Source organism: Virgibacillus alimentarius (assembly GCF_017874635.1).
Taxonomy (GTDB): Bacteria; Bacillota; Bacilli; order Bacillales; family Amphibacillaceae; genus Virgibacillus_B; species Virgibacillus_B alimentarius.
In genome coordinates this window covers 1-13,483 of record NZ_JAGIKX010000024.1, presented here as the reverse complement: position 1 = coordinate 13,483, position 13,483 = coordinate 1, and the positions used below count along the sequence as shown (strand labels likewise).

Annotated in this window: 15 protein-coding genes; 7 read left to right on the top strand and 8 right to left on the bottom strand. The window is 36.6% G+C overall.

Going from position 1 to position 13,483, the window contains the following annotated elements:
- Positions 1-8 precede the first annotated feature (8 nt).
- From J2Z81_RS11495 to J2Z81_RS11475, 5 genes are all read left to right on the top strand, one after another.
- Entirely contained in the window at positions 9-251 is a 243-nt protein-coding gene (locus J2Z81_RS11495; protein ID WP_029266141.1) for a ferredoxin, read from the top strand.
- 370 nt (positions 252-621) lie between these two features.
- Positions 622-1,764, top strand: coding sequence for a Leu/Phe/Val dehydrogenase (locus J2Z81_RS11490; RefSeq protein WP_226371387.1), 1,143 nt, complete (start codon positions 622-624; stop codon positions 1,762-1,764).
- Positions 1,765-1,900: 136 nt separating this feature from the next.
- Positions 1,901-2,926: an ABC transporter substrate-binding protein gene (locus tag J2Z81_RS11485; RefSeq protein WP_029266137.1), complete on the top strand. Its 1,026-nt coding sequence runs from the start codon at positions 1,901-1,903 to the stop codon at positions 2,924-2,926.
- A gap of 132 nt (positions 2,927-3,058) precedes the next feature.
- Positions 3,059-4,048 carry an ABC transporter permease gene (locus J2Z81_RS11480; RefSeq protein ID WP_029266135.1) on the top strand — a complete coding sequence of 330 codons (990 nt, stop codon included), beginning with the start codon at positions 3,059-3,061 and terminating at the stop codon, positions 4,046-4,048.
- Position 4,049: 1 nt separating this feature from the next.
- On the top strand, positions 4,050-4,844 hold the full coding sequence (locus J2Z81_RS11475) for an ABC transporter ATP-binding protein (RefSeq protein ID WP_029266133.1): 795 nt from the start codon (positions 4,050-4,052) through the stop codon (positions 4,842-4,844).
- Positions 4,845-5,000: 156 nt separating this feature from the next.
- Here the strand turns inward: J2Z81_RS11475 and J2Z81_RS11470 are convergent, their stop codons facing one another.
- The 3 genes from J2Z81_RS11470 to J2Z81_RS11460 all read right to left on the bottom strand — a co-directional run bounded on the left by J2Z81_RS11470 (position 5,001) and on the right by J2Z81_RS11460 (position 7,615).
- Positions 5,001-5,561, bottom strand: coding sequence for a phosphatase PAP2 family protein (locus J2Z81_RS11470; RefSeq protein WP_226371386.1), 561 nt, complete (start codon positions 5,559-5,561; stop codon positions 5,001-5,003).
- 202 nt (positions 5,562-5,763) lie between these two features.
- Positions 5,764-6,216: a YaiI/YqxD family protein gene (locus J2Z81_RS11465; RefSeq protein WP_029266129.1), complete on the bottom strand. Its 453-nt coding sequence runs from the start codon at positions 6,214-6,216 to the stop codon at positions 5,764-5,766.
- 82 nt (positions 6,217-6,298) lie between these two features.
- The gene (locus J2Z81_RS11460; RefSeq protein ID WP_226371385.1) at positions 6,299-7,615 is read right to left on the bottom strand and encodes a globin-coupled sensor protein; all 1,317 of its coding nucleotides are present in this window, start codon (positions 7,613-7,615) and stop codon (positions 6,299-6,301) included.
- A 222-nt stretch (positions 7,616-7,837) separates the two neighbouring features.
- Between J2Z81_RS11460 and J2Z81_RS11455 the strand changes: the two genes are divergently transcribed.
- Positions 7,838-8,308 (top strand): acyl-CoA thioesterase, encoded by a 471-nt coding sequence (locus J2Z81_RS11455; protein WP_029266125.1) that lies wholly within the window; start codon positions 7,838-7,840, stop codon positions 8,306-8,308.
- Positions 8,309-8,348: 40 nt separating this feature from the next.
- Here J2Z81_RS11455 and thrB read toward each other — a convergent pair whose 3' ends face one another.
- The 3 genes from thrB to J2Z81_RS11440 are packed head-to-tail and all read right to left on the bottom strand — an operon-like array spanning position 8,349 to position 11,626.
- On the bottom strand, positions 8,349-9,254 hold the full coding sequence (gene thrB, locus J2Z81_RS11450) for a homoserine kinase (RefSeq protein ID WP_226371384.1): 906 nt from the start codon (positions 9,252-9,254) through the stop codon (positions 8,349-8,351).
- Positions 9,251-10,312 carry a threonine synthase gene (gene thrC, locus J2Z81_RS11445; protein WP_029266121.1) on the bottom strand — a complete coding sequence of 354 codons (1,062 nt, stop codon included), beginning with the start codon at positions 10,310-10,312 and terminating at the stop codon, positions 9,251-9,253. The genes thrB and thrC overlap by 4 nt, the downstream gene beginning before the upstream one ends.
- Positions 10,313-11,626 carry a homoserine dehydrogenase gene (locus J2Z81_RS11440; protein ID WP_226371383.1) on the bottom strand — a complete coding sequence of 438 codons (1,314 nt, stop codon included), beginning with the start codon at positions 11,624-11,626 and terminating at the stop codon, positions 10,313-10,315.
- Positions 11,627-12,034: 408 nt separating this feature from the next.
- Here J2Z81_RS11440 and J2Z81_RS11435 point away from each other — a divergent pair, with 408 nt between their 5' ends.
- Positions 12,035-12,280, top strand: a complete 246-nt coding sequence (locus tag J2Z81_RS11435; RefSeq protein WP_029266119.1) for a hypothetical protein — start codon at positions 12,035-12,037, stop codon at positions 12,278-12,280.
- Positions 12,281-12,340: 60 nt separating this feature from the next.
- On the opposite strand, the gene J2Z81_RS11430 is transcribed toward J2Z81_RS11435, so the two are convergent.
- Entirely contained in the window at positions 12,341-12,691 is a 351-nt protein-coding gene (locus J2Z81_RS11430; RefSeq protein WP_029266117.1) for an ASCH domain-containing protein, read from the bottom strand.
- Positions 12,692-12,835: 144 nt separating this feature from the next.
- Positions 12,836-13,483, bottom strand: a 648-nt coding sequence (locus J2Z81_RS11425) for an oligopeptide:H+ symporter (RefSeq protein WP_226981339.1), incomplete at its 5' end; no start/stop codon positions are given.

Here is a 13,483-nt window from a genome sequence, read left to right as displayed (position 1 = left end):
GATGTGTTATGTTCACAATAGTCAATAGAGAAACTTGTATTTCATGTGGTGCATGCGGTGCTTCGGCTCCAGATATCTTTGAATACTGTGATGAAGGTCTTTCATTTGTTACTTTGGATGATAATGAAGGTACGGCTGAAGTTCCTGAAGAGTTTGAAGATGACGTGGAAGATGCATGTGATGGATGTCCTACTGATTCTATAAAAATATCAGATTCACCATTTGATGGGGATCCGGAAAAATTTGAATAAAATCATTATGTAATAGAAGGTGTTACAAAATTTGTTTTTGTCCTACCTTCTATTGTTTTTTTGTTGTTAGGAATTTATATAATTTTCAAAAAATACTTGACCTCCATATAACAAAATGATATTATTCGTATGAACTTCGTTATAATCGCTCAATTTTTTTGAAAGCGTTTTCCTTGTTAATCTGTTATGAAAATAGATTTAAACGATACGCTCACGCCTTGATATAAACATAAAATTTGTAATATTTTGTTATTTTATATAGGTAAATATACTTAGGAAATAAAAAGTACTTTAAATAAAGGGGTAAACATCATGAATGGTGTTGACGGTTAACATTTTACAGTTAACAAAATTTTAAAGGGGGTATTTCATGGAAATAAAAAAGGTAGCCATGAATAAAAATGACCTTGATAGAATGGAGAAAATGGCCGGGCATGAACAAGTAATGTTTTGTAATGATCCTTCTGTTGGCTTAAAGGCAATTATAGCGATCCATGATACAACGTTAGGACCAGCCCTGGGAGGAACTAGAATGTATCCATATGCTACTGTCGATAAGGCTCTGGAAGATGTTCTACGTTTATCAGAAGGCATGACATATAAATGTGCAGCAGCGGATATAGATTTCGGAGGCGGGAAGGCAGTTATCATCGGAAATCCAAAAACAGATAAGACTGCCGCATTACTTCGTTCATTTGGACAGTATGTAGATTCATTCAATGGCAGATTTTATACTGGTACTGATATGGGGACAACAATGAATGACTTTATACAAGTATCAAAAGAAACAAACTTTGTTACTGGAATACCAGAGGTCTATGGTGGTGGGGGCGACTCGTCTATCCCCACCTCCCAAGGTGTGATTTATAGTTTGCAAGCGACTAGTCAATATCTATCTGGAAGTAGAGAATTGGGAGGGAAGACATATGCCATTCAGGGGTTAGGAAAAGTAGGTTTTAAAGTTGCAAGTTATTTATTAGAGATAGGGGCAAATGTGTTTGTTACAGATGTTCATGAAGATGTATTGGAAAAAATAAAAAGAAAAGCTAATAATCTAAAAGGATCGGTAACAGTAGTAAATAGTGATGATATTTACGGGGTTGATGCTGATATATTTATACCTTGTGCAATGGGGGGTGTGATCAATGATCATACCATTGAACAGTTACGTGTTAAGTCTATCGTAGGTTCGGCAAACAATCAATTGCGCAGCACTAAACATGCTAAGGATTTACATAACAAAGGAATCCTTTACGCACCAGATTACATTGTTAATTCGGCTGGTCTTATTCAAGTTGCTGATGAGCTATATGAACCAAATAAGGATCGTGTGTTATTAAAAACGAAGGAAATTTACCAGTCTCTCCTTGAAATCTATCAACAAGCTGCTGTAGAAGGGATGAATACTCTAGAAGCAGCAAACCATAAATGTAGACAAAAAATAGAAGAGCAACAACATCGAAATCATTTTTTTTCACGGGGAAGAAGACCTAAATGGAATATACGAGAATAATTAATTAGGCTCTTAAATAATAAATGAAGATTTCCTAATATTTTAAAGAATAGTAAAAATTTAGGACTTGTGCAGATGGGAAATACTAGGTATAATGATGTAAATATTTTAAAAATTTAAATAGGAGGGAATATTCATGAAAAAATGGTTGCAATTTATTCTTATCGCTTTAATCAGTATCATCACATTAGCGGCCTGTAGCTCAAATGAAAGTTCGAAGGAAGCAGAAGCTGATGATGGAGACGATAAAAGCTCATCAGCTGATGGAGAAACATATAAAGTAGGTGCTACTCAAATTGTGGAGCACCCATCGCTTGATGAAGCTTATAAAGGGTTTCAGGACGCATTGAAAGATGCGGACCTGGATGTCGAATATGATTTTCAAAGTGCTCAAGGGGATCAAAATAATGTAAGTACCATTGCCAAAAACTTTGTCGCTGATGATGTTGATTTAATATTTGGTAACTCAACTCCTAGTGCACTAGGCGCCTTACAAGCAACAAGTGATATCCCAATTGTATTTACATCTGTAACAGATGCGGTAGAAGCAGGTTTAGTAGATTCGATGGATGAAGCAGGTGAAAATATTACAGGAGTTCTTGATCTTCATCCCGATTCAATAGAAAAGACAGTTGAATTTATAGATAAATATTTTGAAGGGGCTAATGTAGGATTAATTTATAATGCAGGAGAACAAAACTCGGTAACACAAATTGAAGCGGTAGAAAAGGCAGTGGAAGGAACTAGCTTAAGCACCTCTGAAAGAACTGTAGCAAACTCTTCTGAAGTACAACAAGCTGCTACAACATTAGTGGGTAAAGCTGATGTGTTTTACATCGTAACAGATAACACAGTAGTATCTGCTTTGGACAGTGTTGTTGGTGTAGCGAAGGAACAGGGAATACCTTTAATGGTTGGGGAGCCTGATTCACTGGCCAGAGGTGGATTTGCAACGTACGGAATTGACTATCATTCGATTGGTTATCGGTCAGGAGAGATGGCTGCGGAAATTTTAGCAGGCGAGAAAACAACGAAAGATTTCCCAGTTGAGCATCCTGAGGATATTCAATTATTTATTAATAAACAAGCTGCTGAAGAACAAGGAATTGATTGGAATGATGAATGGGATGAACTTGCTGAATTTGTAGAGCCAGAAGAATAATAGATGGTTTTACAGTTTATTCGATTCATTTAAATAGGCAAGCAAAAAAGCTATGTATATGTAAATGCTAAGGCGTGCTTAAAAAAACGAATGTGCACGTCTTAGCTTCCCCACCATGAAAAGGAGGAAATTATGTTAATTTCACTATTTGGTGCATTTGAATCAGGTATTATATATGCAATTATGGCATTAGGTGTTTATTTAACTTTTCGTGTGTTGGATTTTCCTGACTTGACGGTTGATGGGAGTTTTGTAACAGGCGCAGCTGTAGCTTCTATAGCAATAATAAGTGGCATACCACCTATAATCGCAACCTTAATGGCAGCTGTTGCAGGTTTCTTTGCGGGTTGTGTTACTGGTTTATTGCATACGAAAGGTAAAATTAATTCATTATTATCGGGTATTCTTATGATGATTGCTCTTTATTCTATTAATTTAAGGATCATGGGACAGCCTACATTACCTTTGTTAAATGAAACAACTATTTTTAAACAATTAGAGTCGATCTGGGCAAGCACGGGAATTAATTCTTTTTTTAATAGTATATTAGGTTCATTAGGAATGGACAACACGCCAGCAACATGGTCTATTCTAATTGTAATGATCATAGTAACAATTGCCATCAAATTACTTACTGATTATTATTTGAAAACGGAAGTTGGACTCGCACTAAGAGCAACTGGGGATAACCAAAAAATGATCCGTAGTTTTTCTGCCAATACGGATACATTGATTATTGTTGGTGTAGGTTTCTCAAATGCACTTGTAGCATTTTCAGGAGCTTTAATTGCCCAACACGGGGGCTTTGCTGATGTCGGTATGGGAATTGGGTTAATTATTATTGGTCTGGCATCTGTAATAATTGGAGAAGCTTTATTTGGAACAAAAACAATTGCGAGAACAACACTCGCAGTAATCGGTGGAGCTATTGTTTACCGAATCGTAGTAACATTGGCCCTTCAAGCAGAATTCCTAGAAACAGGGGATATGAAACTAATCACAGCTTTATTGGTTATTGCAGCTTTAGTAGCACCAAAAGCCATTCGTACTCGAAGGGAGAAAAAACGCCGTTTACAAAAACGTACCGAGCTGAGTCGCTATAAAGTGGAGGAGGCGTCGTAATATGCTTCAATTACAAGATATTGCTATTACTTTTAATGAAGGAACTCCAGACGAAAAAAAAGCTTTACAGTCTATCAAACTGGAATTGAAAAAAGGGGATTTTGTAACGATCATTGGAAGTAACGGTGCAGGAAAGTCCACCTTAATGAATGTAATTTCAGGTAATCTAACACCAGATGTAGGTGAAATATCCATAAATAATAAGCAGGTTACACATTTACCTGAGTATAAGCGATCGGCTTTTATTGGACGTGTATTTCAGGATCCTATGGCTGGAACAGCACCATCCATGACGATTGAGGAAAATTTAGCAATGGCTTATGCGCGTAATAAAAAAAGGAAATTGCGACGAGGTGTAACTGCAAAACGAAAGGTATTGTTTAGAGAATATTTAGAGACTCTGAATTTAGGGTTGGAAGATCGCTTGACAGCAAAGGTAGGATTGCTTTCAGGCGGAGAACGCCAGGCACTCTCCTTGTTAATGGCTACTTTCACCGATCCGGATATCTTATTGTTGGATGAACATACTGCAGCACTCGATCCCTCACGAGCAGAACTGATTACTCAATTGACATATGATATAGTTGAAAAATTTGATTTAACTACACTAATGGTTACACATAATATGCAACAAGCATTGGACTTAGGAAATAGGTTGTTTATGATGGATAAAGGGCAAGTTATTTTTGATGTAGAAGGTCAAGAAAAACAAGCACTAACGATTGAAAAATTATTGCATGAATTCCAGAGAATACGTGGTGAGCAGTTTGAAAGTGATAAGGCAGTATTAGGGTAATGATAACGGATAAAGGTACGGGGCTAATCTCCTGTACCTTTTTTGTTTGGGAATGCTTTGCAAATAAAATTGATGGGTTTTAAGGCTGATTTCGTACAACTTTAATATAATACAAAAAACACCATTCCCTATTTGGAAATGGTGGTGATTCAACATTTAACTTGTATATCTTGATCTTTGTCGACTTCGCAGGTCTTTATCATTCATCAAAGAATGAGTAGCTAAACAAGCGATAAATGCAATCATTGCACCAGCAGCAACATCTGTTGGATAATGGACGCCTACAAAAATTCGTGAAATGGCTATAAGGATAGCGAGTATGATTAATCCCGATCCAAGCCTCTTATCTTTTGTAAAAAAGGCAAATGCAATTGCAAATGCGCCTGTAGCATGGTTACTAGGGAAAGACGGGCTATCTGCAGCTTTATCAATGAGCATGGTAATGGGTCCTTCTATTTCCGTAAAAGGACGTGGTCTGAAATAGAATATATTGATAAGATAATTGGCTCCTATGGCCAAAATAACAGTAAAAATCGCAAATAGAACGATTTTTTTGTTTATCCGTTTATCGCCTTTTCTAAAGAACCAGATCCAAACTAAAATGAGTAGTATAATATACGGACTAAAATCAGTAAGTAAAATAAAAAAATGATCAAGCAATGTATTCTTATTTGCTAAATTGTTTATTAATTGGAATAAATATACGTCAATATTCATGTTGGTTACTCCATTCTAATCTAGTAGTAAACAGTAAAAATAATAATACTACCTTTGATTACTTTGCATTAAATTAACCATCATATTAACATATATTATCCATTATGCTAAGTAGTTTCCAACTAAAATAAGTGAATCACACTTTGTCACGTTTAATCTAAAAAAGCACTGCGGGGTGAAGTGCGCGATCATAAAAGCTATTCTATCCAATCATTTTATTGATTGTTTTTACTAAAAGCGCTTGAAATTTCTGTTTATCCTCATCCGTAAATGGCTTTGGCCCTTTCGTTCTTTGTCCGCTTCTTCTTGCTTTCGCATTCACATGACGTGAGGCTAGCAGCTGGTCAATATTCGTATCCGTATATGCAAAACCTCTAGGATGAAGGACGATGCAATCTCTGCCTAAACCAAGTGAGGCCAGACCATAGTCCTGTGTAATTAAAATATCACCATGATTTGCTAATTCCATGATTCGATAATCTGCTGCATCTGCTCCAGAGTCAACATAAACAGTTTGTACGCCTACTGTCTCTTCTTGATGTGAAAAATGGTCAAAGCTTTTAACAAGCACTACTGGAATGTTAGCATTTTTTGCAATGGAAATAACAATATCATTTACTGGACTTGCATCTGCATCAACATAAATTTTCTTCAAGCACGTCACTCCCTAAGTGTTTGATCAGTACACTACTTTCTTAAATTATCATGATGAAAAGAAAGTGGTGATGGATGCTATATTATCCTTTATTTGCCTTTTCTAACATTCGATTGATTTGATCTGCCGACTCGGAAATGGTTGTTGCTGCCTGGACAATATCATTTGTTACCTGATCTAATCCTTCTAAATCGCTTTGTATACTTTGATTTGTCAGTTTGGTGTCTTTCATCCGATTATCGATTCTCTCAAAGGCAATTTCGGTATTTTTCATTTGTTCGCGTACCGCTAGTAAATGCTCGCTTGCTTCCTCCATTGATGAGGCACTTACACCAACCTGACTATTGGTCTTATTTACCAATTGTGTAACATCCATGACTGATTTACCTGTTTGTTCAGCTAATTTACGCACCTCGTCTGCAACTACCGCGAATCCGCGCCCATGTTCTCCTGCATGAGCAGCTTCAATGGAGGCATTTAAGGCTAATAAATTGGTTTGATCTGCTATTGACTTAACAATTTCAATGATTGATTTTATCTGGTTTGAAGTTGTTTCTAGACTTGAGATTTCCTCATTGACTTTGATCACACTGGATTCCATGCCCTCTAAAGAGTTATCCATTACATTTAGTCGGCTTTTTCCTTGTTCAGCCGCATCTTTTGCTTCTTCCGCTATTTCGGTACCTGCTTTCGAGTTAGTCGTAATCATATTGATTTGTGCTGTTATTTCTTCGATAGAAGCGGTAGTCTCTTCTGCTAAAGAGGCCAGCTCCGTTGATGTCTGCTCTAATGACTGAACAATATCTGTTTTAAATTTTGATTCCTGATCTTTTATCTCCATTATTTCATCATCATAAGCCTCCAATACTACCTGTTGCTCTAAATTAAGGAGTTTATTTATCGTATGAACACCCAGTAGCAAATCCTCTTCTGATTTAAAGTGTTTGTACAACAATTCGGTTACACTGTGAAAAATTTTTTGGAAGGAGGCAATATACCATTTTTGTGTTAACCCAATTTTAACATGAATAATAGCAATTTTTTTTCGTTTTGTAATAAAATCATCCGTTATAACTCCTGAAAACATTTCAACAATATGTCTTCTTAATGATTTTTTTAATTGTTCAATAGAACTATATTGGTTAATAATATCGATTAGTGGTGCGTGTTTTTCTAGATTTTCATAAAAACAATCAACAATAGGAAAAATGTTTTTTTCAATATAAGGCAGTAGTACTTGGGCCACAGCTAAATCTGCTATTGTCAAATCAAGCATGTTTAATTGGTCCTCTAAATCAGACCCAGGTGATACTTGTAATATTGGTTTCATTTGTTTACTTACATTTAGTAAAGAATCCGCCGTTTGGGGTATATTCTTTTTAAATAAGGATAATTTCATAATAATTGTATCTCCTAACTTTATTAATTTGACACTATTAATATCGGCAAATTAGCCCTAAAATCAAGTGATCTTTTGTAAATGATTCTATTCATGGTATAATCAATAGGTCAAAAAAAGGAGAAACATACCATGTATCCTTGGGATTAATTAATATTTCAGACAAGCAAATAAAAGGGAAATGACTCAGATCCTTTGCAAAAAAATAGGGGGATTATATAAATGAAAAGTTTTTCCATTAATCATTCTAGAACGGTGCAAACAAGGTTGATTCTACCTCCTGATACGAATCATTTAGATACAATATTTGGAGGGAAGGTCCTTGCATATATTGATGAAATTGCTGCACTTTCAGCAATGAAGCATGCGAATAGTACAGTCGTAACAGCTTCCATTGATTCGGTTGATTTTGTTTCTTCCGCTACGGCAGGTGATGCATTAACGTTAGAAGCATGTGTTACATATACAGGTACAAGCTCTATGGAAGTATATGTGAAAGTTACAGCTCATGACCTTATAAAAGATGAAGTAAGATTAACAACTGAATCGTTTTTGACACTGGTTGCTGTAAATGAACAAGGTAAGCCTATTTCCGTACCAAAAGTTTTTCCTGAAACGGAAGAGGAGAAGCACTTATATGAAACAGCACCTAAGAGAAGAGAAAATAGAAAGAAGAGATCTCTAATAAGATGAGTAGTACACTAATAAAGCTGCGGTTTATGATTCCGCAGCTTTATTTTATTAAATCTTGATGAACCTGTAATCCAGTCTGATCTATGACTAATGCATCGACTTCGTAATCTGAAAGTTTTTCTTTCATAAATGATGCAATCTTTGTCCCTTGTCCTCTAGGTACAAAAGAGATCATCGTAGGTCCAGCCCCACTAATAACTGTTCCATATGCTCCTTGACTTTTAGCCTCCTGCTTGATCATTTGATAGTTTGGAATCAGTTCTGCCCTATATGGTTCATGAAATACATCTTGTTCCATCATTTTTCCTGCTAAGTTATAGTCTCCGGATATAAGAGAGGCGATCATAAGGTTGCTAATTCCACTAGCAGCAGTAGCATCGTCTCTGGAAAAAGAATTTGGAAGTACACTCCGAGCAGCTTCCGTAGAAAGTTCGATATTTGGAATATACACCACAGTATCCAAATCAAGGTTTGGTAATTGAAAATAATGAATGGACTGATGACTCATTACAGCCGAAATAACCATACCTCCAAATATAACAGGTGCTACATTATCGGGGTGTCCTTCGATCTCTGTAGCGAGTTTTAGCTTATCTTCAAGCGTTAAAGAAAGACTGCAAAGTTGATTTGCGAGTTCAATACCTGCAAGAACTGCAGATGCACTACTTCCGAGCCCGCGTGCTAATGGGATATCACTATAAATAGCTAATTTACACGCTCGAAGCATTTTCCCGTACTTTTCTGCAATTTGCTTGGCCACTTTATAAATAAAATGATCGGTGTATGTAGCAACGGAAGGTAAAAGAGGAGAGTGATTTTCAATCTCCCATGTTTCCTGCTCGATTACTTGTACATTTAAATATTTGTTTAACGCCATGCCAGCCGAATCAAATCCAGGTCCAATGTTTGCAGTGCTGGCTGGAACAGCTATCGTGAATTTATTCATGACTTCACCATATTTGTTATATATTCCGTAACCTTTTCTTCGTCATTTGGAAGTGTGATTGGGTCAACGTTTATTTGATCCATTGCTGTTTGAGGATCTTTTAACCCATTCCCCGTTAATACAGCGGCAACTGTACTTCCGGGTGTTATTTTTCCATCCTTACATTGTTGAATAACGCCCGCGATAGATGCACAAGAACCCGGCTCTGCAAAGATTCCTTCTTTGCTTGGAAGAAGCTTAAAGGCGTTCGTGATTTCTTCATCAGTTACTGCATTAATGATACCACCTGATTCTTCCTTTGCTTTGACTGCAAGGTCCCAACTCGCAGGGTTTCCAATCCGGATTGCTGTAGCAACTGTTTCTGGCTGGCTGATCACTTTGTTTTTGACAATAGCGGCAGCTCCCTCTGCTTCAAAACCAAACATTTTTGGAAGACCTGTCTGTTTTGCTTCGTGATACTCCTTAAAACCTTTCCAATAGGCGCTAATATTTCCAGCATTACCTACTGGGATAGCAAGATAATCAGGTGCTTTTCCCAGATAATCACAAATTTCAAAAGCGGCTGTTTTTTGCCCTTCCAGACGATATGGATTCACTGAATTCACAAGTGTGACAGGTGCTGTTTCACTTATATGCCGTACCATTTTCAGAGCGTCGTCGAAGTTGCCATCAATTTCAACGATTTCTGCCCCGTACATGACTGCTTGAGCTAACTTTCCGAGAGCGACTTTCCCTTTTGGAATGACAATAATTGCGCGCATACCTGCTTTAGCTGCGTAGGCGGCTGCAGCAGCAGATGTATTACCAGTGGATGCACAAATAACAGATTTGCTTCCTTTTTCAGCTGCCTTGGCAACAGCCATAACCATACCGCGGTCTTTAAAAGAACCGGTTGGATTTGCACCTTCCACCTTTCCATATAATTCGATCCCTAATTGTTCAGATAGGTGAGGAAAGTAAATGAAAGGTGTATTCCCTTCGTTAAGTGTAAGAGCAGGAGTTTCCTCTGTTACAGGTAAAAATGATTTATAGTGTTGAATTAATCCAGACCAATTCATTTATTCGACATCTCCTTCAATTCGGAAATAGCTTTTTACTTCCTCGACAACTTCTACGTTCTGCAGGTCTTCTAATACTTTCTTAAATTTATCCAATGATGTCTCGTGTGTAACGACAATTACCTCAGCTAATTCATTACGGTTTTCCGGTTTAATAGGAGCTTGTAGTATACGTTCGAAGCTGATATTTAATTGGTTAAATAGAGAAGATATTGTTGTGAAAGCCCCGACTTCATCTTTTACATGCAATCTGAAATAAAACTGACCATAGCGGTTTTCTGGTTTTTTTAATACTTTTTCAAACCGCGGCTTAGTAAAACGATGTCCATTTACACCTAATAATTTATTTTTAATAACAGAAACGACATCCGACATAACGGCAGTAGCAGTTGGTAAACTTCCTGCTCCTGGGCCATAAAACATTGTTTCTCCAACGGCTTCTCCATTGACATATACAGCATTATACTCATTCTTCACATTTGCGAGCGGATGATCGCTCTTAAGAAATACAGGTTGTACGCTCACCTCTACCTGGTTATTGTCAAAGTTTGCAATACCGATCAATTTCATCGTGAAGCCTAACTTCTTTCCGTATTGGAAATCAGTTAATTCCAGATCGGAAATTCCGCTTACTTCAACATCGTTCAAATCTACCGGTGTTGAAAAAGCAAGACGTGCTAAAATTGCCATTTTTCTAGCGGCGTCTAGCCCCTCAACATCTGCTGTAGGATCTGCCTCTGCAAAACCAAGTTCCTGTGCTTCTTTTAGTGCATCATCATAAGGAACACCTTCGTCATCCATTTTTGTTAGTATATAATTAGTAGTTCCATTAACAATTCCCATTACTTTTTGTATTTTATCAGCAACAAGGCCATCAGATAGGCCGCGTAATATTGGAATTCCACCAGCAACACTGGCTTCATAAAGTAAGTCACATTTATTCTCACTTGCTGCCTGATGGAGTTCAGCCCCGTGTAAAGCGATTAGGTCCTTATTTGCTGTTACAACATGTTTTTTGGCAGCGAAAGCTTTTAATATATGATTTCGTGCTTCTTCTATACCACCCATAACTTCGATGACAACATCAATTTCAGGGTTATTTAATACATCTTCAGGATTTGTGGTGAGATATTCAGGATTGATATTAACATCACGTGTTTTGTCTAAATTACGAACCAATACACCTTTTACATTAACGCCACACCCTAATTCATGAACGAGTTCCTCTTGGTGATTTTCAATCAGGTTAATCACTCCGGAACCAACTGTACCTAAACCTAATAAACCGACAGATATATTACTATTACTACTCATATTCCCACCTCATTTTATAACAGAACTTTTTCCTTAATATAGACATTATAACCATGTCTAATGATTGATAGCAATATATTTATTTGAATAATAGTTAAAATCAGTCTAGTTGTATACCTATTTTTAAAAGTTATCCGAATAGTTTAATAAATTTGACGACCTCTTTTATATTGTGTAGAATATATTTCTTGAACCAACATATTTTAAATGTTAGGCAAACAGATTCAACCAATGCATCACTTTAGGAAATGAAGCCTTATTATGAACTAGTGTTACACACTAATAAAAATATTTCGCCTTTCTGCAAGAAAAGGTTTAAATGTTCACGATTGGGGTAATGGTTCGAAAAGATGGGGGAAGTTAGTTGATTCAAATAATCATTAACCTATACTAAGGGGGAGAGTGAGTTTGAAGAAACTGCAAGGGTATGATGCAAAGTTAATTAAAGAAATACTAAAAGATGAGGATTCGGTTATTGAAATCGATGACAAGAAATATGTTGTGTCACTCATTGAAAAACCAAAGATACCAATAAGTGATGAGTCTGAAAATAAGCCAAGGAAAAAAGTGCAGCAAATGAAGTTAGATATATTAAACGGAAAAGAGTTTGCTATCGATGATGTGGTAGAAATGATGGATCAAGGAAAGTTATAAAAACACGTGAGATAATTTCTCACGTGTTTTTATAACTTTCCTTGTGAACGAATGACCAATTTATTTCTCGAAAGGTGCAAATTCATGGACCCAGACTTCCATTTTAGGCACCCATTTCATACCGGGATGGAGAGATAATATAGCTTGTTTATATTCATCTAAATTATCATAGCCTTCCTGTTTGGCATCGTCCTCTGTTACTTCACCAAGCTTTTGCGTATAAACTTGTTCCACTCTGTATTTATGGTTATTCAACTCCATGATTTCGCCAACATCAGCGTACCTGCCATTTCTTCGAGTAGCAGTCTTTTTGCCGTTGATTACTTTTTCGATATCTTTAGGTTTGGTTATAAGCCTTTCGATGGTACAAGTTTTTGGAGGTAATGTTTGATTATTGTTTTTTGAAGTCAAAAGAACCCCACCTTTACATGATTAGTTTATTTTATATTAAGTATATTATACATGGTTAATAAATGCAGTAAATAAAATTTGTATGTTTTTGACCAAAATCTTTGTCGCTAGCACTATTGACTTTATATAGTTAGTCTCTATTGATTATTCTTTCACTTCATCATATTCGCTCATCATAGAAGTTAGCTTTCCTGAAACGAAAAGGAGAATGATCCCAAGTAAAATGGCTAATCCGCCAATGGCAATAAATATTTCCATATAACCTAGAGAGGCAGTCAAGGCCGCCAATTGCCCTGCTATAAGATTGGCAACTCCAATTGCAGACATCCATACGCCCATAAGTAGAGAGGCAATTTTAAGTGGTGCTACCTTACTGACCAGTGATAATCCTACTGGGGATAAACATAGTTCACCTAAGGTGTGGAACAAATAAGTAAATATAATAAAGGCAATATGTGCTTTCGCGATAATATTTTCTTCATTGCTGCCTGTGTGTAAAACTGCAGGTATGAGAATCATAAATCCCAATCCGAGCAGGATCATACCTAAGCCCATTTTCGTTGTAGTTTTTAAATCACCGTTTTTTGTTTTAGAAAGTTTTATCCATAGTGCTGATATGATTGGTGCAAGGATAATAATGAATAATGGATTTAGTGATTGGAACCAAGAAACAGGTACGAGGTATCCAAATACTTCTCGATCCACAAAGTTTTTAGTGTATAACGTAAATGAACTTCCTGCTTGTTCAAATCCGGCCCAGAAAAAAACAACAAAGCATGCAAGGATCATAAT